We start from the raw sequence: 19,706 nt of genomic DNA, 5'->3' as shown, positions 1-19,706 counted from the left end.
TCACGAGGGCTCGGTTTCCGCCACCACGACGGTCTCTCGAGCAGCAGGGCCAATCTTTCCTTGCCGCAAGGGCACGAGAGTAGCTGCAAACGCGAGAAGCAGGGCCACAATAGTCACGCCAATGGCCTCCGGCGCGGGAACGATGGAAAAGGACACCGCACCAAATGCCACTGCGGAAACCCACAAGTAGAGCACTAGCACGGTACGCCTATGAGTATGCCCAAGCTTGAGGAGGCGGTGATGAATGTGCGCCTTGTCCGCAGAAAACGGTGAACGGCCGTGCGATAGGCGGCGAATAACAGCCCAGACAAGGTCGAGGACTGGAATAAATACCGCTGCGGCGACCACGATAATGGGTGACATCAACGCGACAATATCCACCGTGCCATACAGAGACATGTTGATCTTGCCGGACGCAGAAGTTGAGGCCGCAGCGAGCAAAAGGCCGATAAGCATGGAGCCGGAGTCGCCCATAAAAATGCGGGATGGTTCGAAGTTATGGGGTAAGAAGCCGGCGCACATTCCCACCAGTGCGGCACTAATAATGGCTGGCGGATAGGCCGATACAGCGCCGCCCTGGTCATGGAGGACGGTCAAGGAAAAAACTAAAATTGCCCCTCCTGCAATCATTCCAAGGCCTGCTGCCAGGCCATCAAGCCCGTCTACAAAGTTGATGGCATTGATAAGCAAGACGGTAAAGAATGCGGTGAGCAGGGTGCTTTGCAATTGGTCCAGCACAACGGTGGTGCCGCCGCCAAACGGAATGAAAAGTAGTGTCCAGGTAAGGCCCAACCCACTCATGAGCGTGGCAGCGAAAAGCTGGCCAAAAAGCTTCACGACGGCGCTGAGTTCTACTAGGTCATCGACCACGCCAACGAGCACCAGCGCCAAGGCCGCCCATAGCACCGCATTCATTTCCGGAGTGACGGGCATAAAGCCGCGAGTCAAGGCTGGAAGCTGGGCTGCGAGGAATATTGCCGCCGCGAAGCCAGTAAACATGGCCACACCACCCATGCGGGGAGTGGGCTGAGTGTGGGCGTCGCGCAGGCGAATTTCCGCCACCCGGCCGGTGCGCACTAAAAAGGAGCGCACCACACCGGTGGTCAGATACGTAAATGCTGCTGCGACGAGGATGACAAGGGCCAACTCGCGCAGCGGGACACCACTGCCGCTCACGCGAATACCTCCTTAAGCCTGGGGGCGGGTGCGCAGGGTTTGGGCATCGAGGCCGATGACCTTGCCGATTTCCTCGGCCGAGAGCGCGCCTTCACGGAGTAGATACGGGCGCTCACCGGAGAGATCGATGATGGTGGAAGGCTTACCGACGGCCGTCTCTCCCCCATCCAAGTAAACCGTTACGGCTTTACCCAGCTGTTGTTTAGCCATAAGCGCGGTGGTTGGTGGCTGGTGGCCAGAAATATTGGCGGAAGACACAGCCATCGGACCAACCTCGCGCAAAAGCTCAATTGCAATGGGGTGCAGCGGCATGCGCAGCATTACCGTGCCGCGGGTATCACCGAGGTTCCACGGCAAGGATGGCGCCTGAGGAACAACGATAGACAGGCCACCCGGCCAAAAGGCCTCGACCAAATCACGCGCAGTATCGGTATAGGAAGCCACGAGACCGCGAACGGTATCCCAGGAACCAACCAAAACCGGTACCGGCATATCCGGACCGCGCTGCTTGGTAGCCAAGAGATTGGCTACGGCATCATTATCAAAGGCATCGCAGCCAAGGCCATACAGCGTATCGGTGGGCATGACCACGAGGCGACCGGATTGTGCAGCCTTGACCGCAATGTTCAGGCCCTCTTCGCGCTCGGCCTCATCGGCACAGTTAAAAATCTTTCCTTGCATAGTCTTTCCCCTTCTTGCCCTAAGTGGTGTCTTAGTCTACCGCGCGCACCGCAGTGACAAAGCGGGGCGTTCCCGTCATGTCCTGCAGCGCCGAAATTCTTTCAAAGCCGCCGTGGCGGGCCATTGCGGCTTGTACGGCTTCGCTCGTGGAGTCATCGTGCTCGATGGCCACCTTGCCGTCCGGGCGCAAAAGGCGGGCGAACGTCGGGATGAGGCCGGTGATGACGTCCATCCCATCCTCACCGGCAAAGACCGCGTCGTGTGGATCATGGTAGACCTCCGGATCGAGGTTCGGCGTCTCCGGTACATACGGCGGGTTGGTCACGATAAGGTCCACGGTCCCGTTCCACTCCGCCAAGGTAGTGGCATCCGTAGCATCGGCCTGAATGACCTCTACCCCGCTGCCGCGGGTATTGGCAGTGGTGTAGGCCAAGGCGGCGTCGGCAAGCTCAACTGCCCGCACCTGCGCCTCAGGTAAGTAGTGGTGCAGATATAGTGCCAACGCCCCTGTGCCAGTGCACAAGTCCACCAGCCGCGGGCCGTCCGCATTGCGCACCGCCCAGTCCGCCAACACCTCGGTTTCCGGCCGCGGGATAAATACGCCAGGGCCCACCTTGAGCTCCAGCGGACCGAACCAGGCGCTGCCTAGCACGTACTGTAGGGGCTCGCGGGACTCGCGGCGACGTAGCAGCGCATCATAGGCCATATCGAAACCGGGCATAGGAGCTTGGTCCAGCGGGATATCCATGTGGCCGCAATGAATAAGGTGCGTGGCAATGATGCGCGCATCCCACTCGGGGCTTGGTACCCCGGCAGCACGAAGGCGCTGCACCCCACGGCGCAGCGCCTGTCCATACGTGTTATCCACGCCCGTTTAGCCCTCAGCCTCGAGGCGCTCGGCACGCTCCTGGTCCTGCAGGGCCTTAATAAGGTCATGCATATCGCCGTTCAAAACAGAGTCCAGGTTATTAGCCTTGTAGCCAATGCGGTGATCCGTGATGCGGTTCTCCGGCCAGTTATAGGTGCGGATGCGCTCCGAACGGTCCATGGTGCGCACCTGGGAGGCGCGCTGCTCGCCGGCCTCAGCCTCGCGAGCTTCACGCTCCATCTGGTCCAAGCGGGCCTGCAAGACCTGCAGTGCACGCGCCTTGTTCTGAATCTGGGAACGTTCCTTCTGACAGGTAACGATAAGCCCAGTTGGCAGGTGGGTAATGCGCACCGCGGAGTCGGTGGTATTCACGCCCTGGCCGCCCTTACCCGAAGAACGGTAAACGTCAACGCGAATATCCTTGTCATCAATATTGACGGACTCCACCTCTTCTGGCTCTGGGTAGACCAGCACGCCGGCGGCAGAAGTCTGAATACGGCCCTGGGACTCGGTGACCGGGACACGTTGCACGCGGTGCACACCGCCCTCGAACTTGAAGACGGACCAGGCACCATCGCGCGAAGGAGACTTGGAGCGGAAGGAAATGGTCATATCCTTCACACCTCCCAGATCCGACTCGTTGAGGCCCAGGACCTCCCAGTTAAAGCCGGTCTTATCCGCGTAGCGCTCGTACATCCGGGCCAAGTCACCGGCGAAGAGGGCCGCCTCCTCGCCTCCCGCGCCGGCCTTGATTTCCATAATGATGTCCTCGGAGTCCTGCTCATCGCGCGGCGCGAGCAGATCAGCGAGCTTTTCTTCCAAGCTCTCCACGGACTTTTCGAGGCGGTCCGCTTCTTCTTGGAAGTCATGGTCCTCGTAGGCCATCTCCTTGGCGTCCGCGAGATCCTCGCGGGCCTGGGTTAATTCATCATTAACCATGATGATGGGGCGCAGTTCCGCATAGCGCTTGGAGAGCTTGCGGAATTGCTTCTGGTCGCCGGCCACCTCCGGATCGCCCATCTGCATCTCAATGCCCTGGTATTCGGACACAATGTCATCAACGAGGGAAACCTGATTAGACATAATCTTCTTCATCCTTATCCGCAGCCATCGGGGCCGAGGAGGCCACCTGCATCAAGAACTCGCCATTGGAGCGGGTCTTCTTTAGCTGCTTAATGAGCAGGTCAATGGCCTGGTGGGAATCCAGGGCAGAAAGGATGCGACGCAGCTTGGTCATGATGCGCGCCTCCTCTGGTACGAGCAGCAATTCATCCTTACGGGTGCCGGACGGGTTAACGTCCACGGCCGGGAATACACGGCGCTCGGAAATGCCACGGTCCAATTTCAGCTCGGCATTGCCGGTGCCCTTGAATTCCTCGAAGATGACGGTATCGCCGGTAGAACCGGTCTCCACCATGGCGGTGGCGATGATTGTCAGCGAGCCGCCCTCTTCGATATTGCGGGCGGCGCCGAGGAAGCGCTTTGGCGGGTAGAGCGCGTTGGAGTCCACACCGCCAGAGAGGATGCGGCCGGATGCCGGGGAGGAATTATTGTAGGCGCGGCCCAGGCGGGTAATGGAGTCGAGCAAAACAACGACGTCCTTGCCCTGCTCCACAAGGCGCTTGGCACGCTCGATAGCCAGCTCGGCTACGGAGGTGTGCTCTGATGGCGGGCGATCAAAGGTGGAAGCAATAACCTCACCGTTGACGGAACGCTGCATATCCGTAACTTCCTCAGGGCGCTCATCTACGAGGACAACCATGAGGTAGCACTCCGGGTTATTGGTAGAAATCGCATTGGCGATATTCTGCAAAATCGTCGTCTTACCGGCCTTTGGCGGGGAGACGATAAGCGCGCGCTGGCCCTTACCAATGGGCATGATGAGGTCAATCACGCGGGTGGTGAGGATCTTCGGGTCCGTTTCCAAACGCAGGCGCTTATTCGGATACAGCGGGGTCAGCTTATTAAAGTGTGGACGCTGCTTTGCGTTTTCCGGATCGATGCCATTGACGGTATCGACCTGAACCAGCTGGTTGTACTTGCGGCGGTTACGACCGTTGCCATGCGTATGCGTCGGGCCGGAGACCTTAACCTGGCCGGTAATGGCGTCGCCGGAGCGCAGGCCCAGGCGGCGGACAATGCCGTTGTTGACAAAGACGTCGGAAGCCGCGGCGCGGTAACCGGTGGTGCGCAGGAAGGCGACGTTATTGTCTACCACGTCCAAAATGCCACCGACGGCCTGCAGCTCATCGCCCTCGCGGACCTGCAAATCGTTGCCGCCGTTATTGTCATTATTGTTTCCGCGGCCACGGCGGTTGCGGCGATTGCGGCGCCCACGACGGTTGCCGCGCTCGTGATTATTGTTGTCATCGTGGCGATTGCCGCGCTGCTTATTATCGCCGCGGTCATTCTTATCGCCCTGATTATCGGAGCCATCCTGGGAGTTATTCTCGCGGTTGTCTTTATTGCCGCCCTGCTCCTCGTTGTGGCTGCGTTCCTCGCGCTCTTGACGTTCCTGCCGCTCCTGGCGTTCTTGCCGGCGGGCGCGGTTGCGGCGAGCGCGGCGTGCCTGAGAACGCGACTCATAGCGCTGCTCGTCGCCAGAGTTCTGCTGGCGGTTATCCTGCTTCTCGCCGGATTCTTCCTGCTTTTCCGCCTTCTGCGGCGCATCGTCCTGCGCCTGCGCGCGTGGCTTTTCTGGTTTATCAGATTTCTCTGCCTTTTCCGCCTTTTCTACCCGAGCGGCCTTTTCCACCTTGGCCTTGGCCTTTGGCGGAACTTGACCAGTCTTGATGGCGGTGATGAGATCCCCCTTGCGCAGGGCAGAGACACCACGTAGGCCGCGCTCTGCGGCCATTTTGCGCAATTCCGGCAGCTTCAGGGATGCAAGATCCTGTGCTGCGGTGTTGTCCGTTTCGCTCACGGATATCCTTTCGTTGCTTGACCAGGTCCGATGATGCGGGAGCCGCCGTAGCCTAGGCTCACGGCGTTCCACTGGAAGCCAATGTGTATTTTTCTAGGACTTCTCGCCCTCGTGCCAAGGCGCATGCGCGTCCTGCCGGGCAATAAGTATGAGGCCTCTTCCATGTTCTCAAGGAGAATTCGCACAGCGGGTGCACGAACCGGAAGAAATCAAGAAACGACTGCGGGCAAAACTTCTCTGGGCCCGAATCCATAGGAAAGGGGAGCTAAAAATTCCGGTTTCCTACCAGTCGCGAACAAGTATAACGCATAGACCGCAACGCCCGCACCATGACACCGCTACAGTAGAGGCATGCTTTCCACGATGATGGATATCCCCCTCTCCCTGACCCGCATTTTGGAATACGGCGCCTCGGTGCACGGCAGCACCACGGTGACAACCTGGCACGGTGAGGGCACCGGCTCTGAATTTGATCCGGCCGAAGAAGTTACCTTCCGCGATATCGCCGCTCGCGCAGCCGCCTTCGCCCACGCTATTCATGATGATTTGGGTATTACCGGCGATGAGCGGGTGGGCAGTTTTATGTGGAACTGCGCCGAACACCTCGAGGTCATGTTTGGCACTGCTTGCAAGGGCGCGATTTTTGCGCCGCTGAATAAGCAGCTGATGAATGACCAGATTCGCCATATTATTAATCACGCGGAAATATCTGCCATCGTGTGCGATCCCCGGCTGGCGCAGCAACTAGGCAAGGTGCTTGTGGGTACCGACTCCGTGAAAAGCGTCATCATTACCGGCGCACAGCCTGCGCAGCAGTTTGCCCATCTCTTCCCCCGTGGGATTGAAGTGTATTCCTATGAAGCTTTAATTGATGGCCGCTCCACCGTCTATGACTGGCCGGAACTAGATGAGCGCACGGCCGCGGCACTGTGCTATTCCACAGGCACCACGGGTGCCCCCAAGGGCGTACTGTATTCGCACCGTTCGCTGTATCTGGAGGCCATGCAGCTGCGCTCCTCGGACTCGCTGTGCATCACCCACGGCGAGACTTTCCTGTGCTGCATCCCCATCTGTCACGTGCTGAGCTGGGGCGTTCCCTTTACCTGCTTCATGACGGGCACCCCGCTCGTGCTTCCCGACGCCGACGTATCCGCCCCCACCCTTGCCAAGGCCATTGCCGCTACTTCTCCGCGCGTGGCCCACGGCGTTCCCACCATCTGGATCCAACTCTTTGTGCACTACATGCACCACCCGCCGGAGCGCATGACCCTCACGGAGATCTATGCCGGCGGCTCCCCTGTTCCCCCAACTCTTATCAAGATGTGGGAGGAACGCTACGGTGTCGACGTTGTTCACGTGTGGGGCATGGTAGAAACCTCCACCGTCGGCAGCGTCGCCCGCCCTCCTCAGGGCGCTTCGGGCGATACCCGGTGGGCCTACCGCATTTCTCAAGGTCGCATCCCCGCCTCGCTGGAATACCGCGTGGTCAATGACGGCCAAGTTGTGGCCCGAACCGACCGCAACGCGGGCGAGCTGCAGGTACGCGGCAACCTGGTCACCGGTTCTTACTACCACTCGCCTACCGCTGAGCCGGGCGAAATCGCCTCCGAATTTCGCGGCAAGCAGGTCGAGGCTGCAGAGGGCAAGTTCACCGCGGATGGCTGGCTGCGCACTGGCGATGTCGGCTCGGTCACCAAGGACGGCTTCCTTACCGTAGAGGACCGCGCCCGAGACGTCATCCGCTCCGGCGGCGAGTGGATCTATTCCGTCCAGCTCGAAAACCTCATCATGTCTGACCCACTCGTCGTCGAAGCCGCCGTTATCGGCTATCCCGATAAGCAATGGGTCGAGCGCCCACTGGCCGTTACCGTCTTGGCAGAAGGTGCTTCTCCCACCATCGAAACCGCAGAGCGCCTGCGCGCCAGCATGCGCAAGGAGCTGCCGAGTTGGATGCTGCCGGAGTACTGGACCTTTGTAAAGTCCATCGATAAAACTTCCGTGGGCAAATTCGATAAGAAGGATTTGCGCACCCACCTGGCAGAAGGCGAGTACAACATCATCCGGCTCAAGGGTCCAGGCGAATCGCAGCGCCTCGCTGCCACCGAAGCCACCGATTTAAGCCGGGAAAACTAGGAATAATATCCTTCTCTAAGCCGTTGCAGCTTGGTGTACCTCATCCCCTCTCTTAGACTGGCACCGATGACCTCTTCCACGCAGCGACCCGTAGTTTCCCTGCCCCTGCCCACCGTGGTCCGGGCGCAGTCGCCAGCGGATCTGCCCGCCCCGGCTGCTGATGGCACGCGCGCACTGCTGGATCGCTATGGCCGCCAAGCCCGCGACCTGCGCGTCTCCCTCACGGATCGCTGCAACTTGCGCTGCACCTATTGCATGCCGGCCGAAGGCTTAGAGTGGATGCCCACAGAGAAGACCTTGAGCGATGAGGAAACCATCCGACTGATTCGAATTGGCGTCGGCAAGCTGGGCATCCGCCAAGTGCGTTTTACCGGCGGCGAACCCTTGCTGCGTAAGTCGCTGGAAAAGATTATTGCCGCCACTAAAGAGCTGCGCACCGACCAGGGGAGATCCCCGTCCACCGCGCTAACCACCAACGGGCTTGGCCTAGAAAAGCGCGCCGGCGCCCTCGCCGCAGCCGGACTCGATCGCATCAATATCTCGCTCGATACCATCGACCGCGAGCGCTACGCCGCGCTCACCCGCCGCGACCGCCTTGATCACGTGCTCCAGGCCATCGCCGCTGCGGATGCCGCAGGCCTCCACCCCATCAAAATCAACGCCGTGGTCATGCCCGGGGTCAACGAAGAAGACATCGTCCCGCTAGCGGACTATGCCGTCCGCCACGGTGCTCAGCTGCGCTTCATCGAACAGATGCCGCTTGGGCCCCGCGAGCAATGGCGCCGCGAGGACATGGTAACGGCCGAAGATATCCTTGGCCGCCTGCGCACCCACTTCTCCATGGAGCCCGCCCACGAACCGCGGGGATCTGCCCCCGCCGCCCTGTGGGAGGCCACTGCTCCGGATGGAACGCGCGGCACACTGGGCATCATTGCCTCGGTCACCCACCCCTTCTGCGGCGACTGCGATCGTACGCGGCTGACTACCGACGGCGCCGTGCGCAACTGCCTCTTTGGCAATTCCGAAACCCCGCTGCGGGAACTATTGCGCTCTGGGGCCAGCGATGAGGAGATCATGGAGGCCTGGGCTGAGGAAATGTGGAGCAAAAAGCCTGGCCATGGCATCGATGACGAAGGCTTTCTGCAACCGGACCGTCCGATGTCTGCCATCGGCGGCTAACCTTATTTTTATGTCCACGCCCCGCAGCATCTCCGCGCACCTCGATGCCGTCCTCACCCTGGCATCCCCCCTGCCGGCCGAGTCAGCCGCCGTCGATGCCTCCCTCATCGGCCGCGTCCTCGCCGCCGATGCCACCGCGCGCTTTCCCGTGCCGCCCCACGCCAACTCGGCGATGGATGGCTTCCTCGTCCACGCCGCGGATCTTCCCTCCCCCGGCCCATGGACCCTCCCCGTCGCCGGCGATGTACCAGCCGGTGCCGCCCCTACCGAGGTCCCCGCGGGACACGCGGTGCGCATCATGACCGGCGCACCGGTAGCTGATACCGCAGGAATGCTTGTCGTGCCCGTGGAAAATACCACCACCCCGGCCGGCCCCGTAGCGCTTCCAGACGAGGTGACCATCACCGATGCTCCCACCAAGTCACATATCCGCGCCGCCGGGGAGGATATCCAGTCCGGCGCGCCAGTGGCCACAGCAGGCACGCTTGTCGACGCCGCCGTAATCGCCGCTCTCACCTCCGCTGGCGTTTATTCCGTCTCGGTCCACCGCCGCCCGCGCATAGCGATCATTTCTTCTGGCGAAGAACTCGTCTCTTCCCCAACAGAACTCGCTCCCGGCCAGCTGCCGGATTCCAACGGCCCCATGCTCGCCGCGCTCGCGGGCGCACACACGCGCCTCCATGTTGGCGATTCCCCCGCAGACTTGGCCTCTGCACTGGATGAGCTTGCCTCCTCCCACGACCTCATCATCACCTCCGGTGGCGTGTCAGCCGGCGCCTTCGATGTGGTCCACACTGTGCTGGGGCGCACGGATTCCGCGTGGTTCGGGCACGTCGACCAGCGCCCGGGCGCCCCACAGGGCTACTCCAATTGGAAAGGCACCCCGGTACTATGCTTGCCTGGCAACCCCGTGGCTGCCTTCGTGGATTTCCAGCTTTATGCTCGTCCCCTCATCGCCGCACTTTCCGGGCACCCTGCGCCACGGGAGCGGGTCAACCTGCGCGCCCGTGTAGACTCGCCTCTTCCTGCCTCCCGCGGCCGGCCGACCATTGTCCCCGTGACCGTAGACTTTCAGCCGGAGCCCGCCATTACTTCGCACCTGCCCCACGGCAGCCATCGCGTTGTATCGCTCGCCGGTACCAATGGCTTTTGTCTCATCTACTCCGAACCGCCCGCCGTGGGCGAGGACATCACCGTTTATCTGTATTAAGGAGCAGCCATGAAATTTACCCACCTTGACTCTGACGGCGCCGCCTACATGGTCGATGTCACCGAGAAGCAACCGACCGTGCGCTCCGCCACGGCCGAGGGCGAAGTCGCTTGCTCTCCCGAGGTCATGACCGCTTTGCGCGACGGCACGGTGCCCAAGGGCGATGTCCTAGCTGTAGCCCGCATCGCCGGCATTTCCGCTGCCAAGAAGGTCCCCGAGCTGCTTCCACTAGCGCATACCATCGGCGTGCACGGCTGCGCTGTGGAGCTCACGCTTGACGACGACCACGTATTCATCTCCGCCACCGTCCGCACCGCCGACCGCACTGGCGTGGAGATGGAAGCGCTTACGGCCGTGAATGTTTCCGCGCTCGCCATCATCGACATGGTCAAGGGCGTGGACCGCTCCGCCTATATCCGCCGTTGCGGCATCGTGGCGAAATCCGGCGGCCGCTCCGGAGACTGGTCCCGCACCCTGCCGGAGGCCTAATGCTCGGCGCGATAATCCTCGCCGGTGGCCACGGCCGACGCATGGGTGGCACAGATAAAGCCTCTCTTTCCGCCCACGGAACACGTTTTATAGACCGCCTGCTCGCCCAGCTCCCCTACGGCACCCCGGCCGTGGCCGTCTCACCGCATTATCTCGGCCTACCCCAGGTGTGCGAGTCCCCGCTCTACGGTGGTCCCGTCGCTGGCATCGCGGCCGGCGCACAAGCGTTATCCCACTGCACCGAACTTGCCCTCTTCGCCGTGGATGCCCCCGATTCGCCGCTACTGCTTCCCCGTCTGCGCTCGACCCTCGCCTCCTCCACAGCCGATGCCGTACTCACCCGCGCCGCCGACGGCTACCTCCAGCCGCTGTGTTCCCTCTGGCACGCCCCCGCGCTCCACACTCAGCTCGAATCCCTTCCTACGGCTAGGAACGTCTCCGTCCGCCGCCTCATCCGCGGTGTGAATTTTGTCGAGGTCCCTGGCACCGGCGCCGAACGCGACTACGACACACACGCGGAATTGCGCGAGCTCCCCCTGCTCCGCTTCCCGGACCCTGCCCTCCCCCTTCGCGCTCACCGCAGCTCGCTGAACTAGGCCACGGCACCGCACTGGTGAGCGGCAAGGGTAAGGGTCTTCTTCCCACAACCCTTCGCGCTCACTAGCAGCCGCGGGTAGCACGAAATCACCGTCCCGGTGAGCGCGAAGGGGAAGCTGCAGAACTACCCCGCTCTTCGCGATCACCGTGAAGCCGCGGATTTATGAAACTTGTTTCATGGTGAGCGCGAAGGGTGTATCGAGCGAGGCTGGCCTACTCCGTGACGATGAACTTGCCGTGCTGCCCCTTCTCGGCGTTAGTCATGATGTGATTGACAAAGGAATAAGTACCGGGCTCGTTGAAGGTCATCTCGACGAATCCGCCTTGCGCCGGGAGGAGGTCCAGGGCTTGCGAGCCGGTCGAGTCCTCATTCTTGATGAGGTAAGCGCCTTCTTTGTAGGCGGTATCGAATTGTTCGCCCACAACGTGGAAGCTCAGCGGCTGGTCGGGGCCTAGATTAGTCAGCCACAGGCGAACGGTATCGCCCACCTTGGCCTTGATGGGTTCTGCGTCGTACTGGCCGGGATAATAGTTAAAGGCCATGAGGTCGAAGCGGCCGTCGGCTACGCGCTGGGCATCGGCACCAGTGTTTTCCTCACCGAGGAACACGTCGGTCGCCATGAAGTTGTATTCCGCGTCCACGGGCTTCAGGTTCGGCGGATCGATGATGACGTTGCCGGCCATGCCATTAGCGATGTGGAGGGACATGGGCATCGTAGAGCAGTGATACATCCAAATGCCGGAGCGATGCGCGGTGAATTTATAGGTCAATTCCTCACCCGGTTGGATGGATTTCATGGTCTCATCAGGGTTGACCTCGCCGGCGTGGAAGTCGATGGAGTGGGCCATGGAGCCCTCGTTTTTGATGGTGATTTCGAATTTATCGCCCACTTTTCCGCGCAGGGTCGGGCCTGGGGCTTGGCCGTTGAAGAGCCAACGCATTTGCTTGATGCCGGGGGCGACCTCTACGACTTCTTCGGTCATCGTCCAGGTCTCTTTGTGGGTCTTCGTTTCGGCGGCAGGTTGCACAGAGGCGTCGAAGGCAGAAAAGCCATCGCGCTGGGTGCCGAGTTCGGCGGCGGTGGGCACGTCTACGTGGGGGTTGCTTGCAGAAGCCACCGTGTGATCATGCCCTGCGGCGGCGCCATCTCCGACGTTGACCTTAAAAGTCATGCCCTGCATCTTGTGGCCGGCGATGGTGCAATAGCCTTCCTCGGAGGAGTCGATGACTCCGGCATCAAGTTGGACGGTCTCGCCGGGATCGACGCGGCCGGTCTCGGCATCACCTATCTTCAGGTCATGGACTTGGTCACCCGAGTTGGTGAAGTTGACCACCAGATGGGTTCCAGGGTCGATATCGATAGACGAGGGCGTAAAGGCCATGCCATCCACACCAACGTCAATGGTCTGCGTTTCACCAGAGGCTACAGGCGTAGCGGACTGAGAGCTCTTGCCAGTGGAATTGACCACCGCGAGTGCGATAACTGCCGCTAACGCGATACCGATGAGTAGCCACGAAGCCCAAGATGAGTCCTTGGAGGCGGGCTTGTCCGCGGGTTGCGAGGAAGAAACGCTCAGCATTTAGTTCTCCAGTCTTTTCTGTAAGTAGAGGGCGCGGCCGACGGCGAAGATATTGGCGGCAATCCCTATCCCCATCATGATAAGCCCGGCCGCAGTAGCGTCGAGCAAGCTAAGTAGTCCGCCTACGTTGATAAGCAGCAGGCGGGCGTAACCGGTGCGCTCGGCGGTATTGGGGCGCGCCCCGGTGAGTATGGGCAGCAGGTGGTGTAGGACACCGGTCACCAGCTGCAAGAGGCCAGCACCGAGGAAGGCGGGAAGCACAACCAAGGTGATGGTGCGCGGGTAGGCTCCGACGGCTGCGGAGATGGCATCACCGGCGCACAACGCCAGCATCCACAGCAGGCCGGCGATGACGGCAACGGTGGCGGTGGTCAGCCGTGGTGAGCGCCCCATGACGGTAGCGAGTACCGGCTGGATGATGAGCAGGGCTGCCAAGACCACGAGCAGCTGGGCCACGCCTGCAGCTCGGGTGAGGCCTACCGCGTATAGTGCCATCGCACATCCCAGCCCCACGCAATGCACGATGAGCGCACGGGTACATCTTGCACGGGCGGTGGAGGAAATCGCAGTGGCAGACAACGTGGGAAGCAGCGTGACCACCGTGCCGATGACGGTCAGCCAGGCAAATCCCCAGACCATACCGCGCGAGTGCGCGCCGATGAGGAGGGAGTACTCGCCTACCCTGTTGCCGCTGAGGATGACGAGTACTACGGAGACAATCATGAACACGCTAGCGGCGATATAAAAGGGCACGGTCACGGCAAAAGAACCAGACAATGAGCCGCGTAGGCGCCGCGCGACGAACCACAGATGCCAGGCGAGGGCGGCGATGATGAGGGTTGAGGCGACGTCGGCAAGCGGGCCCCAGTCATACCCCGCCCTATCGATGAGCAACAAGATAAGCCCGATCTGGACTAGTGCCACGCGACTGCCGACGTCCCGGTAGTCCCCACCCGCAGTCCTAGTCAAGGCCTCGGTGAAGTGGGTGGAAAAGACGATAATCGCCGTGGTCAGCGCGCCAATGGTGAAGGGGTGGATGATATCCCACCACACCACGGGTGCGCCCAAGGAGCTAGCGATGAGCAGGCCGAGGCCGACAAGGATCCAGCCTGCGATAAGGACTGCGGTCAAGATATGCCAACGGCCGCGAGCTGCCAGGGAAATGTCATGCACGCGCACGTCGCGCCTCCTTGCTGGTCAAGGTAATGCCGCAGGCAAGAAAGACTATTACCGCACTAATGTTAACCACCCCGCCGCTTTGAAGCGCCGCGGTGTGCTCGGCACAATCTGCAAGGACTCGCAGTGCAAGACCACCGTGCAAGAGTCCCATCGGTACATAGAGCACTTTGTGGTATGGCAAGCGGCGGCGAATTACAGAGGTGAAGATGATGGGCGCGTGCGCGAAAATCATGGACATGACAAAACCCAGGAAAATGGTGTGCACCGAGGCATCATAGACAAAGCCGGTGGTCTCACCATAGATCAGCCACAAGTACCCGCCGAGCGCGAGCCAGGCGTAGCCGGCCAGCATGCATGCCGCCGAATAGCGCGGCAACCCCTGTGAGCGCACCAAGTTCTTGGCCACATCCACCCGCGCGGTCGCCACGGCGATGGCAATCAACATCAGCCCCATTGCGCGATAGCCCACCGCCGGGGAAAGCACATAGATAACGCTGGCTGCTGCCAGCCCCAATGCTAAGAGGGTGAGATGATTTTCGGCGCGAGTTCCGGCCATGGTTATGCGCGCTAATTCCATGCGCTCGCCGATGATGGTGGCCACGGCATAAAGCGCGCACAGCGGCATCGCAGTAGCAAACCCTGGCCCCATGGCCCAGAGGGCGGCGGCGACTACTCCCCCAATGACGCCGACTGCCTGCACCAGAATCGCGAGGCTAGCCTGACGGCGGTAGATAGTGGCATAGATGCAGCCAAGGACAAGGAAGCCGGCGGCAAAGAACATGGCTGCGACCCCACGCGGTAGGCCGGCGAGAATGCTGAGCACGCCAGCGACGTGGCATACAGGCCCCACCCAGGCCCACGTGGTGCGCACGGCGACGGCGCGTTCGAGACCTATGGCCCCGCCTACGAAACCAAAGACCATTAGCGGCCCGTGGTCGGCGGCAAAGGATGCTCCCGGGGTGGTGTTCAAACCCAGGAGGGAGGCGCCTGCACCCAGCCCAACCAGCAGGGATAGACCTGCACAGGCGAGAAAGATAAGGCGATGCGCCACGCTATTATTTTGCACGAGTTTTATCGTACTAATATTGGGGTCAGAGCGAAACTCGCACCCCAGTAGAAAGGACTTCTTGCCATGCAGCTGCCCATTTCCGACGCTAATAGGCCGCATTCCATCCCCACCCTCAACGCCTCCGAAATTCCGCACGCAGTTCGCCACGGTGCCATCCATGGCGCGCTGGGCACCCTTAATGTAGGCGAATCAATGATCCTCATCGCCCCACACAACCCCGTCCCACTGCTCAAAGAGGTCGAGTCCCGCGAGGAGAAGTTCGAGCTTGACTACCTCCAGGAGGAAGAAAACGACTTCCACATCAAGTTCACCCGCGTGAGCTAAACCTTTGTTCGGTGGAGGGCTATTCTAGGTAGGTCATACTCACCGCCAAAGAAGCCGAAAAGGAGCTCTCCGCAGATGCACAGACGCGTCACCGCACTCCTCGTTGCCTTGGGAATCGCTCTTTCAGGCTGCGCTCCACACACGTCAGTAACGTCGTCACAGGATACGGCGGATACCACGCTCACTGTACTGGCGGCCTCATCCACCCGCGTTATCAATGATGAACTTACCGAACGCGCCGGCCAGCTCGAATCTCCGGTGAATTTGAGCTTTGAAAATGGCGGCTCTTCCGATCTGGTGAGCAAGCTGCGCGAGGGTGCCCCGGCCGATCTTCTCCTCACGGCTTCCAAAAAGACCATGGATAAGGCGGTCCAGGATGGAACCGTGACCGCCCCCGAGGTGCTCGCCACGAATGTCATGGTCATGGTGGTACCTAAAGGAAACCCGGCGGGAATCCATTCCGTGCAAGATCTATCCCACTCCCATCACTTCGTACTCTGCGATCCGCAAGTACCCTGCGGCGATATTTCCTCCCAGATCATCGATGACCAGCATTTGGACGTGCACCCCTCCTCCCAGGAGCGCCAGGTAGCGGATGTTTTAGGAAAGGTGGCCTCGGGTGAAGCCGATGCTGGATGGGTCTACTCCACCGATGCCGCCGCGGCCGGCAATGATGTTGAGGTGATTGATATTCCTGGGGCGGAGAAATTCTCTAATCAGATCCTGGGCGCCGTTGCCACGGACGCCTCTCATCCCGACCAGGCCCGCGCGGTGCTCAATTTGTTGGCCAGCGACTTTGATTCCACCTGGCGCGACCTTGGCTTCAGCCCAGCGAAGTAGTCTATGTCCGCCCCTCAACCCGTCCGCCCCAAGGCCCCGCTGCTTGTCGGCCTCATTGGTCTCATTGCGGTAGCTACCATCATTGTTCCCGTGGCAGCTCTCGGGCTGCGGGTACCGTGGGCGCGCATCGGCGATTACCTTGGCCGCGAAGAGATTCGAGACATGCTGCTCATCTCCGTGGCGGCGGCTTTCCAATCCATGCTGCTCGCGCTCGTAATGGGCTTGGGCCTGGCATTATGGGTCCAGCAGCTCGGTCGCGGTAGCACCATTATCCGTCTTTTGGTCTACCTTCCTCTGGCTATGCCACCGGTGGTCGGCGGTTTGGCCCTTACCGCAGCCTTAGGGCGCAAGGGCTACCTCTCCCCGCTTCTCAACGCCCTGGGGATCCACCTCGCCTTCGCCTTCCCCGGAGTCGTGGTGGCGCAAACCTTCGTGGCACTGCCCTTTGTGGTGGTAGCGGTCGATTCGGCACTGCGCCAACTAGACCAGGAAATCCTCGCTTCGGCGCGGGGCGTGGGCTTGGGGCGTTGGGAGATACTCGGCAAGATCACCCTTCCTTCTATCGCGCCGGCTGTAGCTACCGGCGCGGCGCTGGCCTTCGCGCGCTCATTGGGCGAATTTGGCACGACACTGACCTTTGCCGGCTCTCAGCCAGGGGTTACCCGCACGATGCCGCTGGGCATCTACTTAGAGCGCGAGGTCGACGCGGACGGCGCCTACGTGCTCTCCGCCCTGCTTATCGGGCTGGCCTTGGTCTGCCTGGCGCTTGCGGGCTTGCCGGCCCTGCGCAGGCGGCGCTACCAGCCGCAGGCAAGGCAGCTGCATTCACTGGACGTGGACAAGCTCCGCGAGCTCACCCAGCCCACGAATGCGCAGGCGGTATCCGTGACGGTCGATGGCGTGCGCACGGCTTTGTCTCCGCGAGCCATTACGGCCGTGGTGGGCCCGAACGGCTCCGGCAAGACCACTTTTATGGGACGCATTGCTGGGCGCCTGAGCGGCGGTGAGGTTTCTCCAGACGGAACCGGCATCGTCTTACTCACCCAGCGGCCGGGCTTGCCGCCGCGCTCGACGGCCCAGCAAGCGGTCGCCATGGTTACCCGCGATAGGACCCGTGCGCAGGAGCTTCTCGCGGCAGCAGGATTGCACGAGCTTGCCGACGTCCCAGTAACAGCCCTCTCCGGCGGCCAGGCCGCCCACGTGGCCCTGGTGCGCGCGCTAGCCGCACGACCAGCCGTTCTCATATTGGACGAGCCACTAGCCGCAGTCGACGTGAAATCGGCTGAGAGGTGGCGCCACTTTCTGCACGCTGCCCGCGAGGATAGGACCACCCTGCTCGTTACCCATAACGCGCTCGACATTGCGAACCTGGCGCAGGACATGCTGGTCATGGAAGCCGGACAGGTGCGAGCGCACGGCGCTACCGCGCGGCTCCTTGATGCCCCGCCGACTGGCTTCGTTGCGGCACTCGCGGGGCTTAACCGCATTGAAGGAACGGTGACCGCCACAGATGCCTCCACTGTGGAGGTCGCCTGCGGGGAGATTACTATTTTGGCAACGACGGAATACGCGCCTGTTCAGCCCGGGCAGGAGGTGGCGGTGACATTCGATCCGCATGCGGCCATCATCGGCGCCGTGCCGGAAGCCTGTAACCAGTGGGCTGTGCGAGTCCTAGCGGTCGAGGCCACCAGCCTCGCAGCCGCTCAGCTGCGCGTAGACCTAGGCGGTTACGAGGCCACCGTACCGGTAGACCGCGAGTCTGCTTTAGGTTTTGCGGTGGGTAGCACCGTATCCTTGGCAATATCTACAGCAAACGTTTTTGTCCACTCCAAATAGAATCTCTGTTATGCAGATCCCAAGGCGGATTTCCTACCATGCCTGACTCACTACCCCAGCCCACCACCGAACTCTTCCCCGAGGCCCTCAATCTCTCGCCAAAGCAGCGCGAGGTACTCGCAGCCTTACAACGCCACCCCAATGGCGCCAAAGCTGGCACCGTGGCCGAGGAGCTTGGCATGCACGTCAACACCGCCCGCGGCCACATCGATGAGCTGGTCAACGCCGGAGCCATAAACGTGCTATCCGCGCCGAGTAAGGGCCGGGGACGCCCTTCCCTGATTTTCCAAGTCCGCGTCCCCGATAATAAGACGGTGGCCGAGGAATACATCACCCTGGTAGAAGTGCTGACCACCATGCTGACGAGCAAGGAAGAGCTTGACGACGCCGCGTCTGCCAAGGCCATCGAGATCGGGCGCCGCTGGGCACGCGCCGCAGGCGCGGAGGGCTCCGATCGCGCACTCGATACGCTCTTTTCCACGCTGCGCGATATGGGCTTTGACCCCGCCATGCAGCCGGACTCTACCGACATGGAGCTCCGTGCCTGCCCGTTTGTGTCTTCGGGACTCCAGCCTTCACCATTCCTCTGCGCGGTACACGCTGGCTTCCTGCAAGAAACTACCGATGAAGGCACCACCATTAACCTAGTGCCGCGCCAGCCTCACAACGTATGCAGGCTGGAAATTAAGCCTGCGTAAGCTCCACGCTGACAGGGCCGGCGATGGCGAGGTCGAGGACGCGGAGGTTTTGCTCGCGGGCGTCGGCAAGAATGCTCTCATCGATGTCCTCGGTGTGCAGCACCATTACGGTCGGGCCGGCGCCGGAGAGGTAAGCTGCGTATCCTCGGTTGCGCAGACGGTTGACCCACTCCGCGGTCACAGGAAGCACATCCGCTCGGTACGGCTGGTGCAGGCGATCTCGGGTGCCTTCCCATAAAAGGTCCGGATAGTTTTGCAATGCAGCCACTTGCACCGCGGTGCGCGAGACGTTAAACGCCGCATCCGAATGAGTCACGTGCGACGGCAATACGCGACGCACCGCCTGGGTAGACGCGTGGAAATCCGGCACGAGCGCGGTGGCACGAATATCTTTATGCACCTTGATGGAAGCAGCGCGATAGTCCGGCAAGGAGTGACCATCGACGGGGACATTGGTCCACGACACCACGGCATCACCCAGCACGGAGGCGGCCGCATTATCGGGGTGCCCTTCAAAAGCGGAAGAAAGCTGCACCACCTGGTCTTGGGTGAGGGGGCTTCCCGCCAGTGCATTGCCAGCGGCCACGCCCGCCACAGCGGCAGAGGCGGAAGAGCCTAAGCCCCGCGACTGCGGAATATTATTATGCGAAACCACCCGCAGGCCCGGCACGGTAGCATCGGCTGTCGAAAGCGCGGAGCGAATCGCCTTAACCACTAGGTGGGAGCCATCGCGCGGCAGGTCCTCTGCGCCCTCACCAAAAATCTCTACCTCCAGCCCAGAGGTGGTGACCTCTACCTCGACGGTGTCATAAAGGCTTAGCGCCATGCCCAAGGTGTCGTAACCGGGGCCAAGATTCGCCGTAGAAGCGGGAACGGTCACGATTGCTTTGGTGCCGACTTCAACTTCGATACTCATAGCTATT

18 protein-coding genes and 2 pseudogenes are annotated in these 19,706 nt (G+C 61.3%); 11 read left to right on the top strand and 9 right to left on the bottom strand.

Going from position 1 to position 19,706, the window contains the following annotated elements; all coding sequences use genetic code 11:
* The 5 genes from QP904_RS06390 to rho are packed head-to-tail and all read right to left on the bottom strand — an operon-like array spanning position 1 to position 5,648.
* On the bottom strand, positions 1 to 1,176 hold the full coding sequence (locus QP904_RS06390; RefSeq protein ID WP_023021756.1) for a glycosyltransferase family 4 protein: 1,176 nt from the start codon (positions 1,174 to 1,176) through the stop codon (positions 1 to 3).
* A 12-nt stretch (positions 1,177 to 1,188) separates the two neighbouring features.
* The gene (locus QP904_RS06385; RefSeq protein ID WP_023027842.1) at positions 1,189 to 1,857 is read right to left on the bottom strand and encodes an L-threonylcarbamoyladenylate synthase; all 669 of its coding nucleotides are present in this window, start codon (positions 1,855 to 1,857) and stop codon (positions 1,189 to 1,191) included.
* Positions 1,858 to 1,888: 31 nt separating this feature from the next.
* Positions 1,889 to 2,725: a peptide chain release factor N(5)-glutamine methyltransferase gene (gene prmC / locus QP904_RS06380; protein WP_284835747.1), complete on the bottom strand. Its 837-nt coding sequence runs from the start codon at positions 2,723 to 2,725 to the stop codon at positions 1,889 to 1,891.
* A 6-nt stretch (positions 2,726 to 2,731) separates the two neighbouring features.
* Complete coding sequence (prfA, locus tag QP904_RS06375) at positions 2,732 to 3,808, bottom strand: peptide chain release factor 1 (protein WP_023021759.1); 1,077 nt, start codon at positions 3,806 to 3,808, stop codon at positions 2,732 to 2,734.
* Positions 3,801 to 5,648: a transcription termination factor Rho gene (gene rho, locus QP904_RS06370; protein WP_023021760.1), complete on the bottom strand. Its 1,848-nt coding sequence runs from the start codon at positions 5,646 to 5,648 to the stop codon at positions 3,801 to 3,803. The genes prfA and rho overlap by 8 nt, the downstream gene beginning before the upstream one ends.
* Before the next feature lie 351 nt (positions 5,649 to 5,999).
* Between rho and QP904_RS06365 the strand changes: the two genes are divergently transcribed.
* From QP904_RS06365 to mobA, 5 genes are all read left to right on the top strand, one after another.
* Positions 6,000 to 7,781, top strand: coding sequence for a long-chain fatty-acid--CoA ligase (locus tag QP904_RS06365; protein WP_023021761.1), 1,782 nt, complete (start codon positions 6,000 to 6,002; stop codon positions 7,779 to 7,781).
* Between the two features lie 66 nt (positions 7,782 to 7,847).
* The gene (gene moaA, locus QP904_RS06360) at positions 7,848 to 8,960 is read left to right on the top strand and encodes a GTP 3',8-cyclase MoaA (RefSeq protein WP_034656447.1); all 1,113 of its coding nucleotides are present in this window, start codon (positions 7,848 to 7,850) and stop codon (positions 8,958 to 8,960) included.
* A 10-nt stretch (positions 8,961 to 8,970) separates the two neighbouring features.
* Positions 8,971 to 10,170 (top strand): molybdopterin molybdotransferase MoeA, encoded by a 1,200-nt coding sequence (locus QP904_RS06355; protein ID WP_023021763.1) that lies wholly within the window; start codon positions 8,971 to 8,973, stop codon positions 10,168 to 10,170.
* 9 nt (positions 10,171 to 10,179) lie between these two features.
* Positions 10,180 to 10,659 (top strand): cyclic pyranopterin monophosphate synthase MoaC, encoded by a 480-nt coding sequence (gene moaC, locus QP904_RS06350; RefSeq protein ID WP_023021764.1) that lies wholly within the window; start codon positions 10,180 to 10,182, stop codon positions 10,657 to 10,659.
* A complete protein-coding gene (gene mobA, locus QP904_RS06345) occupies positions 10,659 to 11,255 on the top strand; it encodes a molybdenum cofactor guanylyltransferase (RefSeq protein WP_023021765.1) in 597 nt (198 codons plus the stop codon). Before moaC ends, mobA begins: the two co-directional genes overlap by 1 nt.
* Before the next feature lie 214 nt (positions 11,256 to 11,469).
* Here the strand turns inward: mobA and QP904_RS06340 are convergent, their stop codons facing one another.
* Genes QP904_RS06340 through QP904_RS06330 form a run of 3 tightly spaced genes read right to left on the bottom strand, consistent with a single transcriptional unit; the run spans position 11,470 to position 15,082 of the window.
* Positions 11,470 to 12,837 (bottom strand): multicopper oxidase domain-containing protein, encoded by a 1,368-nt coding sequence (locus tag QP904_RS06340; RefSeq protein ID WP_239206805.1) that lies wholly within the window; start codon positions 12,835 to 12,837, stop codon positions 11,470 to 11,472.
* The gene (locus QP904_RS06335) at positions 12,838 to 14,016 is read right to left on the bottom strand and encodes a beta-carotene 15,15'-monooxygenase (protein WP_284835746.1); all 1,179 of its coding nucleotides are present in this window, start codon (positions 14,014 to 14,016) and stop codon (positions 12,838 to 12,840) included.
* Positions 14,003 to 15,082, bottom strand: coding sequence for a DUF8744 domain-containing protein (locus QP904_RS06330; protein WP_284835745.1), 1,080 nt, complete (start codon positions 15,080 to 15,082; stop codon positions 14,003 to 14,005). The genes QP904_RS06335 and QP904_RS06330 overlap by 14 nt, the downstream gene beginning before the upstream one ends.
* Positions 15,083 to 15,148: 66 nt before the next feature.
* Here QP904_RS06330 and QP904_RS06325 point away from each other — a divergent pair, with 66 nt between their 5' ends.
* The 6 genes and pseudogenes from QP904_RS06325 to QP904_RS06310 all read left to right on the top strand — a co-directional run bounded on the left by QP904_RS06325 (position 15,149) and on the right by QP904_RS06310 (position 18,783).
* Complete coding sequence (locus QP904_RS06325) at positions 15,149 to 15,409, top strand: DUF2249 domain-containing protein (protein WP_284835744.1); 261 nt, start codon at positions 15,149 to 15,151, stop codon at positions 15,407 to 15,409.
* 75 nt (positions 15,410 to 15,484) lie between these two features.
* Positions 15,485 to 16,249: a molybdate ABC transporter substrate-binding protein gene (gene modA / locus QP904_RS06320; protein ID WP_284835743.1), complete on the top strand. Its 765-nt coding sequence runs from the start codon at positions 15,485 to 15,487 to the stop codon at positions 16,247 to 16,249.
* 3 nt (positions 16,250 to 16,252) lie between these two features.
* Positions 16,253 to 17,008, top strand: a pseudogene (locus QP904_RS11830) (ABC transporter permease); the annotation flags it as partial.
* Positions 17,009 to 17,083: 75 nt separating this feature from the next.
* A pseudogene (locus QP904_RS11825) lies at positions 17,084 to 17,500 on the top strand (ABC transporter ATP-binding protein); the annotation flags it as partial.
* Between the two features lie 129 nt (positions 17,501 to 17,629).
* Positions 17,630 to 18,085 (top strand): TOBE domain-containing protein, encoded by a 456-nt coding sequence (locus QP904_RS11820; RefSeq protein ID WP_396127276.1) that lies wholly within the window; start codon positions 17,630 to 17,632, stop codon positions 18,083 to 18,085.
* 38 nt (positions 18,086 to 18,123) lie between these two features.
* On the top strand, positions 18,124 to 18,783 hold the full coding sequence (locus QP904_RS06310; RefSeq protein ID WP_284798629.1) for a helix-turn-helix transcriptional regulator: 660 nt from the start codon (positions 18,124 to 18,126) through the stop codon (positions 18,781 to 18,783).
* Here QP904_RS06310 and thrB read toward each other — a convergent pair.
* Positions 18,770 to 19,699 carry a homoserine kinase gene (gene thrB / locus QP904_RS06305; protein WP_284798627.1) on the bottom strand — a complete coding sequence of 310 codons (930 nt, stop codon included), beginning with the start codon at positions 19,697 to 19,699 and terminating at the stop codon, positions 18,770 to 18,772. The genes QP904_RS06310 and thrB overlap by 14 nt on opposite strands.
* Positions 19,700 to 19,706: the final 7 nt, after the last annotated feature.

The sequence above is a fragment of the Corynebacterium nasorum genome, from assembly GCF_030229765.1.
In the GTDB taxonomy this organism is placed as follows: domain Bacteria; phylum Actinomycetota; class Actinomycetes; order Mycobacteriales; family Mycobacteriaceae; genus Corynebacterium; species Corynebacterium kefirresidentii.
The sequence above is the reverse complement of the archived record's forward strand: the minus strand, read 5'-3'. Positions and strand labels throughout refer to the sequence as shown.

Excerpts from the sequence above, each read along its gene's own strand:
- QP904_RS06365 (WP_023021761.1), top strand. The coding sequence starts at position 6,000 with ATGCTTTCCACGATGATGGATATCCCCCTCTCCCTGACCCGCATTTTG.
- moaA (WP_034656447.1), top strand. The coding sequence starts at position 7,848 with ATGACCTCTTCCACGCAGCGACCCGTAGTTTCCCTGCCCCTGCCCACC.
- QP904_RS06340 (WP_239206805.1), bottom strand. The coding sequence starts at position 12,837 with ATGCTGAGCGTTTCTTCCTCGCAACCCGCGGACAAGCCCGCCTCCAAG.
- mobA (WP_023021765.1), top strand. The coding sequence starts at position 10,659 with ATGCTCGGCGCGATAATCCTCGCCGGTGGCCACGGCCGACGCATGGGT.
- thrB (WP_284798627.1), bottom strand. The coding sequence starts at position 19,699 with ATGAGTATCGAAGTTGAAGTCGGCACCAAAGCAATCGTGACCGTTCCC.
- QP904_RS06310 (WP_284798629.1), top strand. The coding sequence starts at position 18,124 with ATGCCTGACTCACTACCCCAGCCCACCACCGAACTCTTCCCCGAGGCC.
- QP904_RS06325 (WP_284835744.1), top strand. The coding sequence starts at position 15,149 with ATGCAGCTGCCCATTTCCGACGCTAATAGGCCGCATTCCATCCCCACC.
- moaC (WP_023021764.1), top strand. The coding sequence starts at position 10,180 with ATGAAATTTACCCACCTTGACTCTGACGGCGCCGCCTACATGGTCGAT.
- QP904_RS06385 (WP_023027842.1), bottom strand. The coding sequence starts at position 1,857 with ATGCAAGGAAAGATTTTTAACTGTGCCGATGAGGCCGAGCGCGAAGAG.
- prfA (WP_023021759.1), bottom strand. The coding sequence starts at position 3,808 with ATGTCTAATCAGGTTTCCCTCGTTGATGACATTGTGTCCGAATACCAG.
- modA (WP_284835743.1), top strand. The coding sequence starts at position 15,485 with ATGCACAGACGCGTCACCGCACTCCTCGTTGCCTTGGGAATCGCTCTT.
- QP904_RS11820 (WP_396127276.1), top strand. The coding sequence starts at position 17,630 with ATGCTGGTCATGGAAGCCGGACAGGTGCGAGCGCACGGCGCTACCGCG.
- QP904_RS06355 (WP_023021763.1), top strand. The coding sequence starts at position 8,971 with ATGTCCACGCCCCGCAGCATCTCCGCGCACCTCGATGCCGTCCTCACC.